21 protein-coding genes are annotated in these 20,218 nt (G+C 73.5%); 11 read left to right on the top strand and 10 right to left on the bottom strand.

The genetic code is table 11. From position 1 onward, the window contains the following. Window positions 1-69 precede the first annotated feature (69 nt). The 5 genes from DEI96_RS10680 (at window position 70) to DEI96_RS10660 (ending at window position 3,473) form a co-directional block, all read left to right on the top strand. Window positions 70-843, top strand: coding sequence for an SDR family oxidoreductase (locus DEI96_RS10680; protein ID WP_111024829.1), 774 nt, complete (start codon window positions 70-72; stop codon window positions 841-843). A gap of 82 nt (window positions 844-925) precedes the next feature. Continuing rightward, window positions 926-1,453, top strand: coding sequence for a phosphoribosyltransferase (locus DEI96_RS10675; protein ID WP_051596753.1), 528 nt, complete (start codon window positions 926-928; stop codon window positions 1,451-1,453). Beyond that, a complete protein-coding gene (locus tag DEI96_RS10670; RefSeq protein WP_111024830.1) occupies window positions 1,450-2,169 on the top strand; it encodes a Type 1 glutamine amidotransferase-like domain-containing protein in 720 nt (239 codons plus the stop codon). Before DEI96_RS10675 ends, DEI96_RS10670 begins: the two co-directional genes overlap by 4 nt. 5 nt (window positions 2,170-2,174) lie before the next feature. Beyond that, a complete protein-coding gene (locus DEI96_RS10665) occupies window positions 2,175-2,858 on the top strand; it encodes a uracil-DNA glycosylase (RefSeq protein WP_111024831.1) in 684 nt (227 codons plus the stop codon). 9 nt (window positions 2,859-2,867) lie between these two features. Next, window positions 2,868-3,473: a GNAT family N-acetyltransferase gene (locus DEI96_RS10660; protein WP_027465815.1), complete on the top strand. Its 606-nt coding sequence runs from the start codon at window positions 2,868-2,870 to the stop codon at window positions 3,471-3,473. 106 nt (window positions 3,474-3,579) lie between these two features. Here the strand turns inward: DEI96_RS10660 and DEI96_RS10655 are convergent, their stop codons facing one another. Beyond that, entirely contained in the window at window positions 3,580-4,278 is a 699-nt protein-coding gene (locus DEI96_RS10655; RefSeq protein ID WP_071404579.1) for a FadR/GntR family transcriptional regulator, read from the bottom strand. Window positions 4,279-4,485: 207 nt separating this feature from the next. Here DEI96_RS10655 and DEI96_RS10650 point away from each other — a divergent pair, with 207 nt between their 5' ends. Continuing rightward, the gene (locus DEI96_RS10650; RefSeq protein ID WP_111024832.1) at window positions 4,486-6,042 is read left to right on the top strand and encodes a GntP family permease; all 1,557 of its coding nucleotides are present in this window, start codon (window positions 4,486-4,488) and stop codon (window positions 6,040-6,042) included. After that, complete coding sequence (locus DEI96_RS10645; protein WP_111024833.1) at window positions 6,039-6,608, top strand: gluconokinase; 570 nt, start codon at window positions 6,039-6,041, stop codon at window positions 6,606-6,608. The genes DEI96_RS10650 and DEI96_RS10645 overlap by 4 nt, the downstream gene beginning before the upstream one ends. 17 nt (window positions 6,609-6,625) lie before the next feature. Here DEI96_RS10645 and DEI96_RS10640 read toward each other — a convergent pair whose 3' ends face one another. Continuing rightward, window positions 6,626-7,543: a L,D-transpeptidase gene (locus DEI96_RS10640; RefSeq protein ID WP_111024834.1), complete on the bottom strand. Its 918-nt coding sequence runs from the start codon at window positions 7,541-7,543 to the stop codon at window positions 6,626-6,628. A 25-nt stretch (window positions 7,544-7,568) separates the two neighbouring features. Further along, window positions 7,569-9,242, bottom strand: a complete 1,674-nt coding sequence (locus DEI96_RS10635; RefSeq protein WP_111024835.1) for an ABC-F family ATP-binding cassette domain-containing protein — start codon at window positions 9,240-9,242, stop codon at window positions 7,569-7,571. A gap of 52 nt (window positions 9,243-9,294) precedes the next feature. Between DEI96_RS10635 and DEI96_RS10630 the strand changes: the two genes are divergently transcribed. After that, window positions 9,295-9,711, top strand: coding sequence for an HIT family protein (locus DEI96_RS10630; protein ID WP_111024836.1), 417 nt, complete (start codon window positions 9,295-9,297; stop codon window positions 9,709-9,711). Window positions 9,712-9,747: 36 nt separating this feature from the next. Here DEI96_RS10630 and DEI96_RS10625 read toward each other — a convergent pair whose 3' ends face one another. Further along, the gene (locus tag DEI96_RS10625; RefSeq protein WP_110864030.1) at window positions 9,748-10,047 is read right to left on the bottom strand and encodes a hypothetical protein; all 300 of its coding nucleotides are present in this window, start codon (window positions 10,045-10,047) and stop codon (window positions 9,748-9,750) included. A gap of 40 nt (window positions 10,048-10,087) precedes the next feature. Between DEI96_RS10625 and DEI96_RS10620 the strand changes: the two genes are divergently transcribed. Further along, window positions 10,088-11,533, top strand: a complete 1,446-nt coding sequence (locus tag DEI96_RS10620) for an amidase (RefSeq protein WP_111024837.1) — start codon at window positions 10,088-10,090, stop codon at window positions 11,531-11,533. A gap of 251 nt (window positions 11,534-11,784) precedes the next feature. Here DEI96_RS10620 and DEI96_RS10615 read toward each other — a convergent pair whose 3' ends face one another. The 6 genes from DEI96_RS10615 to DEI96_RS10590 are packed head-to-tail and all read right to left on the bottom strand — an operon-like array spanning window position 11,785 to window position 17,811. Beyond that, complete coding sequence (locus tag DEI96_RS10615) at window positions 11,785-12,570, bottom strand: ABC transporter ATP-binding protein (protein WP_111024546.1); 786 nt, start codon at window positions 12,568-12,570, stop codon at window positions 11,785-11,787. Further along, window positions 12,567-13,397 (bottom strand): ABC transporter ATP-binding protein, encoded by an 831-nt coding sequence (locus DEI96_RS10610; protein WP_111024545.1) that lies wholly within the window; start codon window positions 13,395-13,397, stop codon window positions 12,567-12,569. Before DEI96_RS10610 ends, DEI96_RS10615 begins: the two co-directional genes overlap by 4 nt. Then, window positions 13,394-14,263 carry an ABC transporter permease gene (locus tag DEI96_RS10605; RefSeq protein WP_111024544.1) on the bottom strand — a complete coding sequence of 290 codons (870 nt, stop codon included), beginning with the start codon at window positions 14,261-14,263 and terminating at the stop codon, window positions 13,394-13,396. Before DEI96_RS10605 ends, DEI96_RS10610 begins: the two co-directional genes overlap by 4 nt. Next, complete coding sequence (locus DEI96_RS10600) at window positions 14,260-15,213, bottom strand: ABC transporter permease (protein ID WP_071404591.1); 954 nt, start codon at window positions 15,211-15,213, stop codon at window positions 14,260-14,262. The genes DEI96_RS10605 and DEI96_RS10600 overlap by 4 nt, the downstream gene beginning before the upstream one ends. A 46-nt stretch (window positions 15,214-15,259) precedes the next feature. Then, window positions 15,260-16,804: an ABC transporter substrate-binding protein gene (locus DEI96_RS10595; protein ID WP_111024543.1), complete on the bottom strand. Its 1,545-nt coding sequence runs from the start codon at window positions 16,802-16,804 to the stop codon at window positions 15,260-15,262. Continuing rightward, window positions 16,801-17,811, bottom strand: coding sequence for an alpha/beta fold hydrolase (locus DEI96_RS10590; protein WP_181440581.1), 1,011 nt, complete (start codon window positions 17,809-17,811; stop codon window positions 16,801-16,803). Before DEI96_RS10590 ends, DEI96_RS10595 begins: the two co-directional genes overlap by 4 nt. A 66-nt stretch (window positions 17,812-17,877) precedes the next feature. Here DEI96_RS10590 and DEI96_RS10585 point away from each other — a divergent pair, with 66 nt between their 5' ends. Beyond that, window positions 17,878-18,780, top strand: a complete 903-nt coding sequence (locus DEI96_RS10585) for a siderophore-interacting protein (protein ID WP_258372950.1) — start codon at window positions 17,878-17,880, stop codon at window positions 18,778-18,780. Continuing rightward, window positions 18,780-19,598, top strand: coding sequence for an ABC transporter ATP-binding protein (locus DEI96_RS10580; RefSeq protein ID WP_111024540.1), 819 nt, complete (start codon window positions 18,780-18,782; stop codon window positions 19,596-19,598). Before DEI96_RS10585 ends, DEI96_RS10580 begins: the two co-directional genes overlap by 1 nt. The last annotated feature ends 620 nt before the right edge of the window (window positions 19,599-20,218 follow it).

Raw genomic sequence — 20,218 nt, 5'->3', positions numbered from 1 at the left:
GTCCCGCTCGGTACGGTGGGCGGACCGGGCAACCACGTGCCCCGGTCACCGACGCAGGAGGCAGATCACATGGCAGCACGGCGCGCAGTCGTCACCGGAGCGAGCTCGGGCATCGGGGCGGCCACCGTCCGGCTGTTCCGGTCGCGGGGCTGGGACGTGCTCGCCGTGGCCCGTCGCGCCGCGAAGCTCGAGGCGCTCGCCGCGGAGACCGGGGCCGACACCCTGGTCGCCGACATCACGGACGCCGACGACGTGGCGGCGCTCGCCGCGCGGGTCGCGGACCTCGGCGGCGCCGACGTGCTCGTGAACAACGCGGGTGGGGCGTTCGGTTCGGCGAGCGTCGAGGAGTCCGACGTCGACGACTGGCGCGCCATGTTCGAGGTCAACGTGATCGGCACGAAGCGGGTCGTCTCGGCGCTGCTGCCGCACCTGCGCGACCGCGCTCGGGAGTCCGGGGGAGCGGACATCGTCACGGTGACCAGCACCGCCGGGTTCGTCGCGTACGAGAACGGTGGCGGCTACAACGCGGCGAAGTTCGCCGAGCACGCCCTGGTCGGCGCGCTCCGGCTCGAGCTGAACGGCGAGCCGATCCGTGTCGTCGAGATCGCGCCGGGCATGGTGAAGACCGACGAGTTCGCGCTCACCCGGTTCCGCGGCGACGAGCAGAAGGCCGCCGCGGTGTACGACGACGTGCCGGAGCCGCTCGTGGCCGACGACGTCGCCGAGGCGATCGTGCACGCGGTGGAGCTGCCGGCACACGTGAACCTCGACCTCGTGACGATCCGGCCGGTGGCGCAGTCGGCGCAGCACAAGCTGGCGCGCGGCCCGCTGACGCCCCGCTGAGCCGACCCGCGCAGGACCCGCGCAGCGCCCGGGCTGCTGCCGCGGGTCGCGGGCGCGGGCTCCCTGCCGGTACCGTGGTCGGATGCCGATCAGCAGCGAACCCGAGCCCGCGGCTCCGTCCACCGTGACCGTGACGAGCGGGCCCGAGGTACTCGGCTGGCTCGAGTTCGGTGACGCCGCACGCCTGCTCGCCAAGGACGTCCTGTCCAGCGGCTTCGAGCCCGAGGTCGTCGTCGCCGTCGCCCGCGGCGGACTGATCATCGCCGGCGCCGTGGCGTACGCCCTCGGCACCAAGGAGTGCGGCTCGATCAACGTCGAGTTCTACACCGACGTCGAGCAGCGGCTGGAGGAGCCGGTCGTGCTCGCCCCCGCCCTCGACGCCCCGAGCCTGGCCGGCAAGCGGGTCCTCGTCGTCGACGACGTGTCGGACTCCGGCCGCACCCTGCGCCTGGTCGTCGACATCATCCGGAACGCCGGTGCCGACGTCCGGAGCGCCTGCCTGTACTCGAAGCCCGGCACCGTCCTCGAGCCCGACCACGTGTGGCGCCGGGTCGACGGCTGGATCACGTTCCCGTGGAGCGCCCTCGCCCCCGTGACGGCCGAGTCGTGAGCATCCACCTGGTCGGCGGCGGTCTCTTCGCCGCCTCGGACGCCGCAGCGCCGTTCCTCGCCGAGGCGACCGCCCGTTCGGCGGCGGTCGGCCGGAGCGTCCCGCGCATCGCCCTGCTGTCCGTGGCGGGCCCGGACGGCGGCAGCCCGTCGTCGACGGCCGACATCGCCGAGGTCCTCGGCGGCCCGCGCACGGCCGAGGTGCTCGTCACCGAGGTCGCGGCCGGTCAGGTCTTCGACACCACCGTCCTGAGCGACGTCGACGCCCTGGTGATCGGTGGCGGCGTCACCCCCGACTACCTGGCGGCGATCGCCCCGCTCGTCGACCAGCTCCGGCTGCTCGTCTCCGACGGTCTGCCCTACCTCGGCTACTCGGCCGGTGCGATGATCGCCGCCGACCGTGCCCTGGTGGGCGGCTGGCGCATCGGCGGCGTCGAGATCTGCCCCGAGGCGGCGTCCGAGGGGCTGGACGAGGTCGAGCTCCGCGAGGGCCTCGGCCTGGTCGACCTGACCATCGACGTGCACGCGGTGCAGGCCGGCACGCTCGCGCGGCTCATCGCCAGCGCCGAGGCCGAGTTCGTCACCGCCGGACTCGCGATCGACGAGGACACCACGCTCGTCGTCGGCGAGGGCGCGCTCGAGGTCCGCGGGACCGGCAGCGTCTGGCGCGTGATGGCCGGCGAGGAGTCGGTGGCCGTCGCCACCATGGGCGCGTAGCCGACGTGGAACCACGGCCACTCGCCGACCTGGTCGACCCCGGCTGGGCCGATGCCCTCGCGCCGGTCGAGCCCGACGTGCACCGGATCGGCGCGTGGCTCCGCGACGAGACCGCGGCCGGTCGCCACTACCTGCCCGCGGGCGGCGACGTCCTGCGCGCGTTCACGAGCCCGTTCGACGCCGTCACGGTGCTGGTCGTCGGGCAGGACCCGTACCCGACGCCCGGCCACCCGATCGGTCTGTCCTTCGCCGTCGACCCGGCCGTGCGTCCGGTGCCGCGGAGCCTGGCGAACATCTACCGCGAGCTCGCCGACGACCTCGGGGTGACGCCCCCGCCGCACGGCGACCTGCGTGCGTGGTCCGACCAGGGCGTCCTGCTGCTCAACCGGGTGCTCACCGTGCAGGCGGGCGAGGCGGGCAGCCACCGCGGCAAGGGCTGGGAGTCGGTGACCGACCAGGCCGTCCGCGCCCTGGTCGCCCGTGGCACCCCGCTCGTCGCCGTGCTCTGGGGCGCCCAGGCCGGTTCGGTGCGACCGCTCCTCGGCGACACCCCGGTCGTCGCGTCGGCCCACCCGAGCCCGCTCAGCGCGTCGCGCGGGTTCTTCGGCAGCCGCCCGTTCTCGCAGGTGAACGCGCTGCTCGAGTCGCAGGGCGCACCGCCCGTCGACTGGACGCTGCCCGCTCAGTAGGCTCGGCACGTGCTCGAGGAGGAATACCAGCGACGGCGGGTCCTGCCGCGACACCTGCGTGCCCCGGCGGCGACCGAGACGGCCTTCGAGTACCGCATCCGTGCGGCCGAGGTGGGGGACCTGCCCCACGTGCGCGAGATCCACACGCACTACGTCCGCAACTCGTCGGTGACCTTCGACCCGGCGGCGTTCACGTACGCCGCGTGGAAGAAGCGCTACGACGACATCCGGAAGCGCCGCCTGCCGTTCCTGGTGGCGGAGAACCCCGCCGGGCAGATCCTCGGCTACGCCTTGGTCGACGCGTGGAACCCGCGGGACCGCTCGAACCACGTCGTCGAGGACTCGATCTACCTCGGCGCCGCGTCCGGTGGCAAGGGACTCGGTCGTGCGCTGATGGAGGCGCTGCTCGACGAGTGCCGGTCGGCCGGCGTGCGCGAGGTCGTCGCCGTCATCGCGGACCGGCAGGCCGAGGCGTCGATCCGGCTGCACGAGCGGCTCGGCTTCGAGGAAGTGGGCCGGATGGGCAAGGTCGGCTACAAGTACGACCGCTGGCTCGGCACGGTCACGATGCGGCTCCGCCTGCGCGGCCCGCGACTGTTCGCGCGACGACGCTGACGGAGCCGACGCGGTCGACGCGCGTCACGCTCGAGACGCGGCCGCGGGGCGGACGGGAGGCCCGTGGCGGCCCCGGCATGCGCCTCCAGGCCGTCGCCCGGTCGCGTCAGCCCGCCGGCGCCTCGGTGATGAACTCGTCCCGCGTCACGCGGAGCAGCGCGGTGGCCGCCGCCGCGGCGGCGTCCGCGTCACCGTCGACCGCTGCGCGCCCGACCGCCTGGTGCCGGAGTGCCGCCTCGCGCGTCCAGCGCGTGATGGGGTCGCGTGACTCCGACGTGCGGGTGCGGAGGAGCGCCTCGACGGTGCCGGCGAAGTGCGCGAACACGGCGTTCCCCGACCCGGTGAGCAGTGCACGGTGGAAGCGGACGTCGGCCTCCAGGTAGGCGCGGCTGTCCTCGCGTCCGCAGGCGTCGAGCATGTCCTCGGCGGCGGCGAGCACGGCGTCCGCGCCCGCGGAGCCGGCGGTCAGGGACGCCGCGACCGGTTCGACGCCGAGCCGGAGTTCGACGAGCTCCCGCTGCTGCACGAAGTACGCCGGTGAGGTACCGCGCCACCGGATCACGGTGGGGGCGAGCAGCTCCCACGCGGTGATGTCGCGGACGAGCGTGCCGACCCGCTGCCGGGGCTCGACCAGGCCGAGGGACTGCAGGACGCGCAGGGCCTCGCGGACGACGGAGCGGGACACCCCGAACTCGTCGGCGACCAGTTCGGGTCGCACGACGGAACCCGTGGCCAGGTCGCCGTCGACGATCCGCTGGCCCAGGGTGTCGAGCACGTGGGCGTGCAGTCCGCGTGCGGTGGGCATCGTTTCCTCCGTGCAGTACGGGTCACGCGGTCGTCGTGACGCCGGTCCCATCGAAGCGGCAGACTCCGGGGACGGGCGGTTGGCGCGCGGGACGACGTCGTATAGTCTGATTAATCAGATTATTAAGGGTCGGCGTTCGTCGCGCCAGTCCACCCTCGACACTAAGGCGACGGAGCCGCGCAGCAGCGACTCCAGGAAGGGGCGCTGATGCCTCACGCTCTCCCGGACCACCTGCTCGCCGCGGGTGGCACCACCGAGACGGTCGACCCGTCCGGTTCGATCCCGCAGCTGATCATCGCGGCGCTCGTCGGCATCGTGGTGATCATCGCGCTCATCACCTGGCTGAAGGTGCACCCGTTCATCGCGCTCACGATCGGCGCACTCGGCGTCGGCATCGGCGCGGGGCTCGCTCCCGACAAGGCGGTCACCAGCTTCGGTGACGGCTTCGGCGCGACCATGACGAGCGTCGGCATCCTCGTCGGGCTCGGGGCGATGTTCGGCAAGATGCTCGTCGACTCCGGCGCAGCGGACCGCGTCGTGGACACCCTGGTGCGGAAGTCGTCGAAGGCGGCGCTGCCGTGGACGATGGCCCTGATCGGTGCGCTCATCGGGCTGCCGATGTTCTTCGAGGTCGGCCTCGTCCTGCTCATCCCGATCATCGTGCTGGTCGCCAAGCGGAGCGAGGTGCCGATCATGAAGATCGCCGTGCCCGCCCTGGTCGGACTGTCGACGATGCACGCCTTCGTCCCGCCGCACCCCGGCCCGCTCGTCGCGATCTCCACCGTCGGTGCGAACCTCGGCACCACGCTCGCCTTCGGCATCGTGCTGGCGATCCCGGTGATCATCCTGGCCGGGCCGCTCTTCGCCCGGTTCGCGGCCCGCTGGGTCGACATCCCCGTCCCGGACATGTTCGGGTCGCGCGGGGCGGTCGCCACCGCCGGCCCGGGTTCGGGGTCGGATTCCGGGTCCGCCGCCTTCGCCGACGACCCGGCACACCCCGGACGGGAGGCCCGGCGCGGCCCCGCCACGCAGGACACCGCGTCCCTACCCAACGGCAAGAGCGACTTCACGCGCGTGATCAGCGAGCCGCGCAGCCCGTCGTTCACCGTCGCCCTGATCGGCATCCTGCTGCCGGTCGTGCTCATGCTCGCCCAGGCGATCCGTGAGGCCACCGCCCCCGAGGCCGCCGGCTCGTGGGTGAGCCTGCTCGACTTCCTCGGCTCGCCGATGATCGCCATCGGCATCGCGGCCGTCTACGCGATGGTCTTCTTCGCGATCGGCGGCGGCATGGACCGCTCGGCGGTGTCGAAGTCGCTCGAGAGCGCCCTGCCCCCGATCGCCGGGGTGCTGCTCATCGTCGGTGCCGGCGGTGGCTTCAAGCAGGTGCTCATCGACACAGGCATCGGCGGCGTGATCGCTGACGCCGTCAAGGACTCCGGCGTCTCGGTGCTGCTCGTCGCCTGGGTCGTCTCGGCCCTGGTCCGCGTGGCGACCGGGTCGGCCACGGTCGCCACCGTGACCGCCGCCGGCATCATGGCGCCGATCGCCGCCGACCTGTCGACGCCGATGACGTCGCTGCTCGTGCTCGCGATCGGTGCAGGCTCCGTGTTCCTGTCGCACGTGAACGACGCCGGGTTCTGGCTGGTGAAGGGGTACCTCGGCACCACGGTGGGGCAGACGTTCAAGACGTGGACGGTGCTCGAGTGCCTCATCTCGGTGTTCGGTCTGCTCGGGGTCCTGCTGGCCGGGGTGTTCATCCGATGAGCGGCGCAGACCTCGGTGCGGCCGCTGCTGCCGGTGCGTCCGACGCCGGGCTGGATGCCCGCGTCCTGGTCGTGATGGGGGTCTCCGGGTCCGGCAAGTCGACCGTCGCCGCCATGGTGGCGGAGCAGGTCGGGTGGGAGTTCGCCGAGGGCGACGCGATGCACCCGCCGGCGAACGTCGACAAGATGCACGCCGGCACCCCGCTCACCGACGAAGATCGCTGGCCGTGGCTCGACGTCGTCGCCGACTGGATCCGCGGACACCTGGCCGCCGGGACGAACGGCGTCGTGACCTGCTCGGCCCTGAAGCGCTCGTACCGCGACGTGCTGCGGGCCCCCGGGGTGGTGTTCGTGCACGTGGCCGGTGACGGTGCGCTCATCGAGGAGCGGATGTCGCAGCGTTCCGGGCACTTCATGCCGACGTCGCTGCTGCAGTCGCAGCTCGCCACGCTCGAGCCGCCGCAGCCCGACGAGGCCCACGTGACGATCGCTGCCGACCGCACCCCGGAAGAGGAGAGTGCCGAAGTCGTGGCACGGCTCGGGTTGGTGCGGACTCCGAGAAGCTGATCGGGTGGTGCCGGTGCTCAGCTGAACCGGATCGGGGTGCCGACGGGCAGCGCCGCGAGCGTCTTCGTCATCTCCGCCGAGATCCGGACGCAGCCGTGCGAACTACCGGTCGGGTCCGGGTAGTAGTGCAACGCGGTGAGCGCAGCGTTGCCGCCGTACGACGGGATCCGGGACGAGTGCGCCCCGGTCAGGATGATCGGGTTGCCCTGCGTGTACGCGACGCGGGTGTCGACGTACGCCGCCTCGACGTAGGTGGCGGTGTCGGCCGGTGTCGGGTCCTCCGGGGTGCCGAGCCGCGCGGGCTCGGTCGCGGTGACCTTGCCCGACCGGGTGACGACGGACACGGTGCTCGCCGCGACGTCGACCGTGATCATCCGGTCGGTGCGCGTCACGGTGAAGTCGGCGGCCCGGGCCCAGGCGAACGTCGCGCTCGGGGCGTCCGGGTCGCCGCCGTCACCGGGGGTGCGGTTGCGGGACGGCGTCGACACCAGGAGCATCCCGCCGTCCTTGCCGGGGGAGCGACCCCACACCGCGGTCGCCGCGGGTCGGTTGATCGTCGACACCAGGTGGGACAGGGTCGCCACCGGCCGGGCGCGGCTCGACGGGCTCGCGTACAGGGCGACGAGCTGCGTGCGCGGGGTCGCGATCTGCCACGTGTCCTCGGGCTCCACGTCCCCGCCGTCGAGCAACTGCGGCACGACGGCGTCGTGGAACGCCAACGGCAGCGCGGCCAGGGCCGCGTCGGACGGTGCAGCGGGGACGGCCGCGAGCGTCGGCCTCGGTTTCGGCGTGGCGCTCGGGGTCGGTGTCATCGTGGCCCGGGCCGCACGGGTCGGCTCCGGTGCCGGCGCCCCGAGGGTCACGCCCACCACGACGGCGGCGACGGCGAGCACCACCACCCCGGCGGTCGTCGCGATCCAGGTGTTGCGTCGCATGGTGCTTCCCCCCTCGGTAGACCCGTCAGCGTTCGGTGACGGTGCCGCCATCGACCCGCCACTGCCGGTCGAGTCGGACGGTCTCCAGCATGCGCCGGTCGTGTGTGACGAGCAGCAGGGTCCCGTCGTAGGACTCCAGTGCCTGCTCGAGCTGCTCGATCGCGGTGAGGTCCAGGTGGTTGGTCGGTTCGTCGAGGACGAGCACGTTCACCCCGCGGGCCTGCAGCAGCGCGAGTCCGGCCCGGGTGCGCTCGCCGGGGGAGAGCGCCGAGGCCGGTCGGCCGACGTGGTCCGCCTTCAGCCCGAACTTCGCGAGCAGCGTCCGGACGTCGGCGGTCGTGTACTCGGGGACGATCGCCTCGAACGCCGCTGCCAGGGGCTGGTCACCGGTGAACGCCGCACGCGCCTGGTCGACCTCGCCGACCGCGACGCTGGACCCGAGCGAGGCCGTGCCCGTCGTCGGCGCCTGCTTGCCGAGCAGCGCCCGCAGCAGGGTGGACTTGCCGGCGCCGTTCGGTCCGGTGATGCCGATCCGGTCACCGCCGTCGACCTGCAGCGAGACCGGGCCGAGGGTGAAGTCGCCCTGGGTGAACGTGGCGTTCGACAGCGTCGCGACGACGGCCGACGACCGGGGTGCGCTGCCGATCGTGAACTCGAGCTGCCACTCCTTGCGCGGCTCTTCGACCTCGTCGAGCCGGGCGATGCGGGACTCCATCTGCCGGACCTTCTGCGCCTGCTTCTCGCTCGACTCCGAGGCGGCACGACGGCGGATCTTGTCGTTGTCCGGGCTCTTCTTCATCGCGTTCCGGACACCCTGGCTCGACCACTCGCGCTGCGTCCGTGCCCGCGAGACCAGGTCGGCCTTCGTCGACGCGAACTCGTCGTACGCGTCACGCTTGTGCTGCCGGGCGATCTCCCGCTCCTCGAGGAACGAGTCGTACCCACCGCCGAACAGCCGGTTCGACGACTGCGCCAGGTCGAGCTCGAGCACCGAGGTCACCGAGCGCGCCAGGAACTCGCGGTCGTGGCTGACGAGCACCACCCCGCCGCGCAGCCCGCGCACGAACGCCTCGAGCCGGTCGAGGCCGTCCAGGTCGAGGTCGTTGGTGGGTTCGTCGAGCAGGACGATGTCGAACCGCGACAGCAGCAGCGCGGCGAGCCCGACGCGGGCGACCTGCCCACCGGACAGCGCGGTCATCAGGGAGTCCGGGCCGACGCCGTCCGCTCCGGAGTCGCCGGTGCCGGGTTCGAGGCCGAGGTCGGCGAGCACCGCCGGGATCCGGTCCTCCAGGTCCGCGGCCCCTGCGGCGAGCCAGCGGTCGAGCGCCGCCGAGTACCGGTCGGCTGCTGCGTCGCCGGCATCGGGGTCCCCGAGCGCCGCAGCCGCTGCGTCCATCGTCACCGTCGCCTCGGTGCAGCCGGTCCGCCGCCCGAGGCACGCCGCGACGGTCTCGCCCGCGATGCGCTCGTGCTCCTGGGGGAGCCACCCCACGAACGCGTCCGTCGGGGCCAGGGAGACCGTGCCAGCCAGCGGCTCGTCGACCCCGGCCAGCAGCCGGAGCAGCGTGGACTTGCCGGCACCGTTCACGCCGACGACCCCGATCACGTCGCCCGGCGCCACCGTCAGGTCGAGGGAGTCGAACAGCGTGCGAGCGGCGTACCCGCCGGACAGGCCCTTGGCGACGAGCGTGGCGGTCATGCGCCCATCGTCCCACGCGGGAGCGGCACCCCACGTGCAGCAGACTGGGCCGATGGACTCCTGCGTCTTCTGTGCCGTGATCGCCGGTGACCAACCCGCCGTGTGGGTCGAGCGCGAGGAGCACGCCGTCGCCTTCGCACCCCTGCCCGACTCGGCGCTCGCTCCGGGCCACACCCTGGTCGTGCCGGTCGAGCACACGGCTGACCTGCTCAGTGCAGGACCCGCGGCGCTCGCCGCCACGACGGCTCTGGCGCAGCGTGTCGCCCGCGCGATGAAGGGGGCCCTCGGCGCGACCGGGACCGTCGTGCTGCAGGCATCGGGTCCGGACGCCGGTCAGAGCGTGCCGCACCTGCACCTCCACGTCGTGCCGTGCTGGCCGGACGACGCCACGACGCACTGGCCGGAGCGACGATCGGCGCACGTGGTCGACGGTGACCCGCACGCGCTCCTCGCCGAGATGTTCGAGTAGCCGCCCGAGCAGACCCTGCCCGGCCGGGCGCGACCCTCAGCCCCTGGGTACCAGCCGACCCGCACCCACCGGCAGCAGGCCACCCCGGTACTCGAGCGCCGTCGCGCCGCCGACCGACACCGAGGCCGCCCCGAACCGCCACGCGCGGTTGAACAGGTACACGCCGATCACCGTGTCGCCGTCGTCCGGCACCGCCCACGTGCCGGTGCCCCACTGCGCCGGGTGTCCCACCCCGTCGACGGTGACGGTCGGCCGGGCGAACCAGGCGAACAGGGGCCGGACGAGCCGGAGTTCGATCCGGCGCTTCGTCGTGCCGGAGGGGAGAGTGGTGTCCACCGTCGAAGGATACGGGCCACCGCCGCCTAGGCTCGGAGCCGTGTTCGAACTCCACCACCTCTCCGCACAGGAACTCTGGGACTGGATCCGCCGGGGCGAGGCGACCGCCCTCGAGGTCACCGAGCACTACCTGTCCCGCGTGGAACGCCTGGACGCCGGACTCGGCGCCTTCGTGACGGTCACCGCGGACGCGGCCCGGGCCCGAGCCGATCGCCTCGGCCACCTGGTGCCGACGTCGAGACCGTTGTGGGGCCTCCCGTCCGCCGACAAGGACCTGTACGACCGCGCCGGGGTCCCCACGCGGAACGGCACCGCGAGCCTGCCGGAGCGTCCCGCGTCGGCCGACCACTCGCTCGTCGCCGCGCTCGACGCGGCCGGCACCGTCAGCCTCGGCAAGACCGCGTCACCGGAGTTCGGCATGTCCTCGTCGTCCGAGACCCGGCTCGGCGTGACGCGGAACCCCTACGACACCGCGCGCGCGCCGGGCGGGTCGTCGAGCGGAGCGGCCGTCGCCGTCGCCGCCGGACTCGTGCCCGCCGCGGTCGGGTCGGACGGCGGCGGATCGGTGCGGATCCCCGCCGCGGCGACCGGGCTCGTCGGCCTGAAGCCGAGCCGCGGCCGCGTGCCGTCGATGCCCGGCCGCTCCGGCGTCGGTGGCCTGTCCGTGGCCGGGCCGCTCACCCGGTCCGTCGCCGATGCGGGCATGCTCCTCGACGCGCTGGTCGCGCCGACCGGGCTGCCCGAGCCGTCGCCCTACGCGCTCGTCACCCCCGACGTCGGCGAGGGGCCGTTCACCGCGGCGGCCGTCCGCGGCGAGGGCCGGTTCGTCGTCGGGGTGCTCGAGGGTTCGCCGTGGGACGACACCGTCGATGTGGTCGTCGACCCCGCGGCCCGGGCCGCCGTGGAGACCGCCGTGCGGGTGCTCGGCGAGGTCGGGCACGGCGTCGAGGACGTCCGGATGCCCCGCGTGCCGTACGCCGGCGCGTTCCGGGTGGCGTGGGAGAGCTCGGCCGCCCGCCTGCCGCAGGTGCCCGGCATCGACCTGTCGTCGCTGACCCCGCTCGTGGCGTGGCTCGTGGCGCGCGGACAGGCGCTCTCCGGCACGCAGGTCCTCGAGGCGATGTCGACGCTCGACGCCTTCTCGACGACGCTCATCGGCGCGTTCGACCGGTTCGACGCGGTGCTCACGCCGACCCTCGCGATGACGCCGCGGCCCATCGGCTGGTACGGCGACGACCCGGACGAGGACTTCCGCCGCCAGTGCGCCTACTCGCCGTGGACGTCGATGGCGAACGTGTCCGGGCTCCCCGCGATCACCCTGCCGGTCGGTGTGACCGACGACGACCACCCCGACGGTGACGGGCTGCCGATGGGCGTGCAGCTGATCGGGCGCCCCGGCGGCGAACGCGTCCTGCTCGCGATCGGCGCGCAGCTCGAGCGCCGGTTGCGCTGGCAGCGGCGGCACCCGGCCGCCTGGACCGCCTGACGGGAGGCCCGGGGCCGGGTCGTCGCGAGGGTCCCGCCCGACGCGCGCGGCGTGCTCGTGCGTCAGGTGCGTCGAACCGGTGCGACGAAGTCGTCGTCGTACGACAGCGATCCTGTCGCACCAACGCGTCCGCAACGGTTGCACGCGCGGGCGGGCGACGATGTCGGTGTCGTACGACGTCGACGGTGTCGTTCGACGTGAGCACGCGTGCCCCGCCCCCGCCGCCCGCCCCGCCGCCCGCCCCGCGCCCGCTACGGCAGCGTCGGCGCCGCCGCAACCAATGCCCGCGTCACCGGATGCTGCGGCGCATCGAGGAGCGACACCGGCCCGTGCTCGACGATGCGGCCGTCGGACATCACCGCGACCGTGTCGCACAGCCGCTGCACGACGCCGATGTCGTGCGACACCAGCACGAGCGTCAGCCCGAGGTCGTCGGCGAGCGACCGGAACAGCTCGATCACCCGTGCGCGGACGACCACGTCGAGGGCACTCATCGGCTCGTCGCCGAACAGGATCCGCGGCGAGTGCACCACAGCCCGGGCGATCGCGATCCGCTGCCGTTGCCCGCCGGAGAACTCGTGCGGGTACCGGTCGACCGTGTCGGCGGGCAGGTCGACGCGCTCGAGCACGGCACGGACCAGGTCGTCGTGCGAGCCCGGGACCTGCAGGGCCCGCAGCGGCTCGGCGACGATCGCGCCGACGCGCATCCGCGGGTCGAGGGACGCGTACGGGTCCTGGAACACCACCCCGGTCTCGCGACGGAACCAGCGCAACGCACGCGCGGACCGGGACGCGACCACCGGACGGCCGGAGGCGGCGACGGTGCCGGCGGAAGGGGCCTCCAGGCCTGCGAGCAGCCGGACCAGTGTGGACTTGCCGGATCCCGATTCGCCGACGATGCCGAGCCGTGCGCCGGGGGCGACCGTCAGGTCGACACCGTCGACGGCGGTGCGGACCGGCCCGGGCTCGAACGGGCCGCGGCGGGGGAGTCGGTAGGTGCGGTGGAGACCGGTGGCCTCGAGGACGGGGAGGGTCACGGGGCGGTCCTCCTGGCGGTGGCGCGGGCGGCGTCGACGAGCGCGACCGTAGCGGGGTGCCGCGGTGCGGCGAGCAGGTCCGCGACGCGACTCTGCTCGACCACCCGGCCGGCGTCGAGCACCACGGCGGTGTCGGCGATGCGCGCGAGCACGGCGAGGTCGTGGGTGACGAACACCATGCCCGCCGGCAGGCGCTCGAACAGGTCGAGGATGCGGGCCTCGGTCGTGACGTCGAGCGCCGTGGTCGGCTCGTCGGCCACCAGGTACGACGGCTCGCCCGCCATCGCCATCGCGATGCAGATCCGCTGCCGCTGTCCGCCGGACAGCTGGTGCGGGTACTGCCGCAGCAGCGACTCCGGGTCGGGCAGGCCCACGGACGCCGCCAGGTCGACGGCTGCCGCGCGTGCCGCGCGTCGGTCGAGCCCGCGGTGGAGCCGGAGCGGCTCCGCGATCTGCGCGCCGACCCGCCGCAGCGGGTCGAGCGCGGTGCCCGGCTCCTGGAACACCATCGCGATGCCCGATCCACGGTGTCGCGCGCGCTCACGGTCGGGCAGGCCGACGAGTTCGGTGCCGTCCAGGCGGACGCTGCCGGTCACGACGGCGCCGGTGGGCTCCAGGCCCATCAGGGCGAGCGAGGTCATCGACTTGCCGGATCCGCTCGCGCCGATCACGCCGACGCGCTGGCCGGGAGGCACGGTGAAGGTGACGTCGTCGAGGATCGTCCGCCCCGTGATGCGGACCGACAACCCGCGCACCTCGAGTCCGGAGGTTGCGGTGGCGTGGGTGGTGCCGGCTGCGCCGGTGGGGCCGGGGGCGTGGTCGGTCATGCGGTCACCCCCGGCGTGGTCGTCGCCGGGTCGGCGCTCCGGTCGCTCGTCGTCAGCCGCGGGTCCGAGGCATCACGCACCGCGTCGCCGAGCAACGACAGTGCCGCGACGACGAGGGCGATGGCGGCTCCCGGCCAGGTCGCACTCCACGGGTGGACGCCGATGTAGGTCTGCAGGTCGGACAGCAGGCTGCCCCACGACGCGGTGTCCGATCCGGCGCCGTAGCCCAGGTAGGACAGCCCGGCCTCCGCGAGCACGGCCGTGGCCATCGCGAGCGACAGCTGCACGGTGAACAGCGGCGCCGCGTTCGGCACCAGGTGGCGGAAGAGCACCCCGGCACCGCCGACGCCGGACGCCCGCGCCGCGGTCACGTAGTCGCTGCGGGCGATCCGCCGGATCTCGCCGCGGGCCACGCGGGCGATCGTCACGCCGAAGGACAGCCCGACGCTGACGATGACGACGCCGAGCGACCCGCCGAACACCGCGGTCAGGAGCATCGCGGTGAGCAGGGTCGGGAACGCCACCAGGATGTCGAGCAGGACCGCGGTGCCCTCGCGCACCCAGCGGGCGGTGAGCGAACCGATCGCGGTGAGGACGATCCCGACGACGCTCGCGATCACCCCGGAGCCGACGGCGACGAGTACGGTGGTGCGGGTGCCGGCGAGCAGGTAGCTCGCGATGTCGCGGCCGGCGGCGTCGGTGCCGAACCAGTGCGCGGCGCTCGGCCCCTCCCACTGGTGGAACGGGTCGGCGCGGAACGGGTTCTGCGGTGTCCAGACGAGCGACACGGCGGCGAGCACGAGCAACAGGCCCAGCACGACGACGGCGAAGACCCCGGTCGGGCGGGCCACCAGACGGCGGATCATCCCTGCACCTCGCGCTGTCGGGGGTCGAGGGTGCGGTGCACGACGTCGACGGCGAACCCGACCAGCAGCACGAGCCCGGTGAGCACGAGCAGTTCCGACTGCACCTTCGTGATGTCGCGGCGGCCGACGTCGGTCACGAGCATCCGACCGACCCCGGGCAGCGAGAACAGCTGCTCGACGACGACGGCCCCGACGAGCAGCCCGGCGATCTGCACCCCGAGCACGGCGAGCACCGTGAGGGCGACGCTCGGCAGGCCGTGGCGGAGCAGCGCCTGCGTGCGGGTGAGTCCGACGGCGGCGGCGGTGCGAAGGTGGTCGGCGTCGAGGACGGACAACGTGGCGGAGCGGGTGAACCGGAGGATCACGGCGCCCTCGACGGCACCGATCGTCAGCGCGGGCAGCACGAGCGACGCGAACGCCCGCCCGGGTTCGGACCAGCCGTCGAGCGGGAAGCCCTGCGTCGGCAGCCAGTGCAGCGTCACCGCGAACAGGGCGACGAGGAGCATGCCGGCCCACACCACGGGCACGGCGGCGACGGCCTGCGCCGCGAACCCGATCACCGCACCACCCGGGCGGCGACGGAGCACCGCGGCGACCACCCCGAGCGGGACACCGATCACCAGCGCGGTCGCCAGGGACATCGCGGCGAGCGGCAGGGTGATCGCGAGCTTCTGCGCGATCTCCGGTGCGACGGCACCGTTCGTCACCAGCGAGCGGCCGAGGTCACCACGGAACACCCCGCCGATCCAGTCGAGGTACTGCACCACGACGGGCCGGTCGAGTCCGAGCTGCTGCCGGAGCTGCTCCACCTGCGCGGGGGTCGACTGCGTGCCGGCGACGACCTGGGCGACGTCACCGGGCAGCACGCGGAGCGTGGCGAAGATGATGACGCTCGCCACGAGCAGGCCGACGACGAGCAGGAGCACCCGCCCGATGAGGAACCGGGTCACGACACCGATGCTACGGGGACGGACACCCCGCCGCGGCCGCTCCGGGTCACTTGACCGCGAGCTTCGCCAGGTCGAGGCGCGAGTTGCCGCCGTCCACCGGGAAGCCCGTCACGCCGGAGCGCACCGCGGTGATCTCGGTCGCCGTGTAGAGCCACTCGCCGGCCGCGTCCTCGCTGACGATCCGTGCCGCCTTCCGGAGTGCCTCGGTCTTGGTGGCCTCGTCGGTCGCCGCGATCGACTGGGCGTAGAGCGCCTGCACCTTCGGGTTGTCGTACCCGAAGTAGTAGTCCGGGTTCGCCCAGTTGCCGAAGTCACGGGCCTCGACGTGGTCGACCATCGACAGGTCGAAGTCCCGCTCGCCGGACTTCGGCGCCTGGAACACCGAGGACAGCCAGGTGGCGAAGTCGACACGCTTGACCGTCAGGGTGATCCCGACGTCGGCGAGCTGCGACTTCAGCACGTCGCCGATCGTGGTCGGGTAGATGTTCGCGTAGGTGAGCGTCAGCTTCAGGTCCTGCTGGCCGGCGGCGGCCAGGAGCTTCTTCGCGTTCGCGGGGTCGTACGCGTCGATGTCGGTGAGGTCCTCGTAGCCGGGGTCGAGCTCCGGGATCGGGCCGCCCTGCTCCACGCCGGTGCCGCCGATCGCTTTGATGAGCGCCTTCGCGTCGATCGCCTGCCGGATGGCCCGGCGCACGCGCTCGTCCGTGAAGGGTGCCTTGCGGTCGTTGAACGCGAGCGTGTACTTGTCGGTCGTCTTGCCGCTGTGCAGCGCGATGTCGGCGTTGCCCTGCAGCTGGCTCTTGAGCGTGCCGTCGACGGGGTTCAGGACGTCGAGGTCACCGTTCGCCATCGCGTTGACGGCGGTCGACGGGTCCGTGATGTACCGGAAGACGATCTTCGCGACCTTCGCCTTCGTGCCCCAGTAGTCCTCGTTGCGGTCGAAGGTGAGCGAGTCGCCCTGCTTCCAGCTCGCGACCTCGAACGGACCGGTGCCGTTGGCGCTGTCGGACAGGTCGTTGTCGGCCGCCTTCTCGAGTACCAGGCCGGAGCGGCCGGTCAGGTTCCAGAGCAGGTCGGAGTCGGGCTTCGCGAGTTGCAGCACGACGGAGTCCTCGGACGGCGAGGTGATCGACGTGACGCCCGCGAGCTTGGCCGAGTCGACGTACGAGTCGTTCGACTTGACCTGCTCGAGCGACCACACGACGTCGGCCGCGGTGACCGGCTTGCCGTCCTGGAACGTCGTGCCGTCCCGCAGCGTGAACGTGTAGGTCAGGCCGTCCTTCGAGACCTCGTGCGACGAGGCCAGCACGTCGCGGATGTCGCCGTCGGCGGTCCGGCCGACGAGCCCCTGGTACACGTTGTCGATGAGCACCTGGTCGAGCGCCGCCCCGGACTGGGTGCGGATGTCGAGACTCGTCGGCTCGAGCACCAGCCCGACGCGCACCGTGGCGTCCTTGCCGCCGGTGGTGTCGGACGAGCCGGAGCAGCCGGTCAGCGCCAGGGCGGAGACGACGGCGACGGCCGTGGTGGCGAGGGCAGCGCGCCCGATGCGCGAGGCGCGCGCGGTGCGACGGGGCAGGAGCGGACTCATGGGGTGGTGGGTTCCTTCCGGGCACGAGGGCTGGGATCGGGCCTCGCGCTCGCACGAGGGTACCGGCGGCTGGTGCCGTCCGGCGACGGTTCTTCGATCGGGTGCAACAATCCGTGCCGCTCCGCCCATGCCCGGATCGCCGACGCCAGTTCGAGGGGTGCCTGGTTCTGCACCGCGTGCCGCGAGGTGACCGTCACGATCTCGGCGTCCGGCAGGCGTTCGGCGAACCCGGCGTGCAGCTTCGGGGAGACGTACCCACGGTCACCCCGGACGAGCAGGATCGGCACGCGCAGGGCCTCGAGGTCCGGCCACGCATCGGCGAAGCGTCCCACCGACGACGTCCGCCCGGCGGGCAGGTGCGGGAAGTGGTGGCGGCGAACGAGTCGCCCGTCCGCACCGAGGGCCGTGGTGTGCCGGGCCTCGCGCAGCAGCACCTGCCGGTCGTCGCCGACCCGCGCCTCGATCGCCCGGTCGACGACCTGCTCGAGCGACTCGAACGGCTCCTCCGCCTCGAGCGCGCGGGCGATCCGGTCCACCGCACGCTGCGCGAAGTCCGGCGACATGTCGACGAGCACGAGCCCGGTCACCCGCTCCGGCGCGGTGGCCGCGAGTCGAGCGGACAGGATGGCACCGAGCGAGTGGCCGACGACGATGCCCGCCGGCACCGCGAGCGCGTCGAGCGCGGCGAGCACGCTCGGCGCCGTCGCGGCCGCCGCGTAGTCGGCGTCCTCCCGCCACGACGACCGGCCGTGGCCGGGCAGGTCGAGGGCGACCGCCGGCTCGCCCACGGCGAGTGCCGTGGTGTCGAAGCTGTGGGCGTCGATGCCGAGCCCGTGCAGGTAGGTGATCCGGGCCTCCTGACCGTCGTCGCCCCACCGGATCGCGGAGGTCTCCTGCCCGTCCGCGGTGCGGACCACCTGCCTGGAGGCGCGGAGCGGCGTGGTCACGCCGCTCGCGCTGGCGAGGGCGGGCAGGTCGGCGAATTCGTCGTCGGGGGCTTCGGACACGGGGACGATCCTCGCACCGTTCCGGGGGCCTGGAGACGTTAGGTAAGGCATGCCATACTCGATTCCGTGGCAACCCGGTATCGCGTCTTCTTCGTCCGCGTGGCCGCCGTCACGTCGCTCACCCCGAACTTCGTCCGGGTGACACTGACGGGCGACGCGCTCGCCGACTTCTCCTCGGTCGGTCTCGACCAGCGGATCAAGATCGTGCTGCCCCTGCCCGGCATCGGCTTCTCCGAACTGCCGGAGGACGAGGACTGGTACGCCGCCTGGCGCGCGCTGCCGGACGACGCCCGCAACCCGCTCCGCACGTACACGGTCCGCTCGTTCCGGCCGGACGCCCGCGAACTCGACATCGACTTCGTCGCGCACGGCGACACCGGTCCGGCGTCGCGCTGGGTGTCGGCCTGCCGCGTCGGTGACGAGCTGCGCATCGTCGGGCCGCGGGTCCCCGAGTCGCCGGAGGACCTGCCGACCGGGGCTGCCGAGTTCGCTCCCGGGCACGCGAACCGGATCCTGCTCGCCGGGGACGAGACCGCCGCACCGGCCATCTGCGCCATCCTCGAAGCCCTCGACGTCTCGACCGTCGGCCACGTCTTCATCGAGGTGCCCACCGACGCCGACCGGTTGCCGGTCACCGCGCCCGCCGGGGTCGAGGTCCGCTGGATCGCCCGCAACGGCGCCACCCACGGGGTCCGGATGACCGACCAGGTGCACGCCTGGGCCTCCACCGTCGCGCCGTCCTCCGCCGCCGCGTGCGAGCCGGCCGCCGAGCTCACCGACGTCGACGTCGACGAGCAGGTGCTGTGGGACGTGCCCGCGCCCGTCGACGAGCGCCCCGTCTACGCGTGGATCGCGGGCGAGGCCGGCTGCGTCAAGGAACTCCGCCGCCACCTGGTGCGGGGCGTCGGCATCGACCGCAAGCAGGTCGCGTTCATGGGGTACTGGCGGCACGGCAAGGCCGAGCACTGATGCCGACCGCGGGCACCGCGCTCGGTCCGGTCCCGACCACCGCGCTGGGGGCCCGTGGGCTGACCCTGGCCTACGACGACCGGGTCGTGGTGGACACGCTCGACGTCGACATCCCCGACGGCGAGCTGACGGTCATCGTCGGGCCGAACGCCTGCGGCAAGTCGACGCTGCTGAAGTCCTTCGCCCGCACCCTGAAGCCACGAGCCGGCACGGTCTTCCTCGACGGGGCGCCGATCGACTCGTACCGCCCGAAGGCCGTCGCCCGGCGCGTCGGGATGCTCCCGCAGACCCCGATCGCCCCCGACGGCATCACCGTGCGTGACCTGGTGTCCCGGGGCCGGTTCCCGCACCAGGACCTGCTGCACCCGTCCTCCGGGTCCGACCGGCAGGCCGTGCAGGCCGCACTCGAGCAGACGTCGACGGTCGAACTGGCCGACCGGAGCGTCGACGAGCTCTCCGGCGGGCAGCGGCAGCGCGTGTGGATCGCGATGGTGCTCGCGCAGCAGACCGACATCGTGCTGCTCGACGAGCCGACGACGTTCCTCGACATCGCGCACCAGTACGACGTGCTCGAGCTGGCCTCCACGCTGCACGCCGCCGGTCGCACGGTCGTCGCGGTGCTGCACGACCTGAACCAGGCCGCCCGGTACGCCACCCACGTCATCGCGATGCGCGACGGGGCGATCGTCGCAGCGGGGAGGCCGTCGTCGGTGCTCACCGCGGACCTCGTCGAGGACGTCTTCGGCTTGCCGTGCGTCGTCGTCCCCGACCCCGAGACCGGCACGCCCCTCGTGGTGCCGCGGCGGCGCGCGGCCTGACGCCGGGCGGCTGGCGCCGGGCCGGGCCGAGGTCGCACGATCTGCCGCCTGCTCGGCGTCGGGACGACGGTTCGCGCGACCGCGGCGACGTGGACGCGGCGTGTCGCGCGACTTCGGTCACGTGCCGCCGCCGAGTGGTCACGACTCGTCGTCGGTGGGGCGCCGAGTGGTCACGAACTGTCGGCTGGCGGCGCCGCAGGCGACGGTCTGCGACCGCTCGCCGCGCGCCCGGCGGGGTGTTGCGACCGGCGGGCTGGCGCGGTGGGGTGGGGCGCGGCGGCCTGGAGGCCCGGGGCGGCGCCGCCACGCGCCTCCAGGCCGTCGACCGGTCGCGTTCCGTCGCCTGGCTGCCCCGCCGCCGAGTGGTCACGACACGTCGTGGGCCGGGCGCCGAGCGGTCACGAACTGTCGGTTGGCGGCGCCGCAGGCGACGGTCTGCGACCGCTCGCCGCGGGGTAGGTGGGGTGTTGCGACCGACGGAGCCCCGGCCGGCAGACGCGCCGAGGTCGCACGATCTGCCGCCCGGCCGGCGTCGGGGCGACGGTTCGCGCGACCACGACGACGCGCACGCGGCGTGTCGTGCGACCGCAGCACACCCGCGCCGCACCCGCCCCGCCCCG

The sequence above is a fragment of the Curtobacterium sp. MCLR17_031 genome (genome assembly GCF_003234775.2).
In the GTDB taxonomy this organism is placed as follows: domain Bacteria; phylum Actinomycetota; class Actinomycetes; order Actinomycetales; family Microbacteriaceae; genus Curtobacterium; species Curtobacterium flaccumfaciens.
The sequence above is the reverse complement of the archived record's forward strand: the minus strand, read 5'-3'. Positions and strand labels throughout refer to the sequence as shown.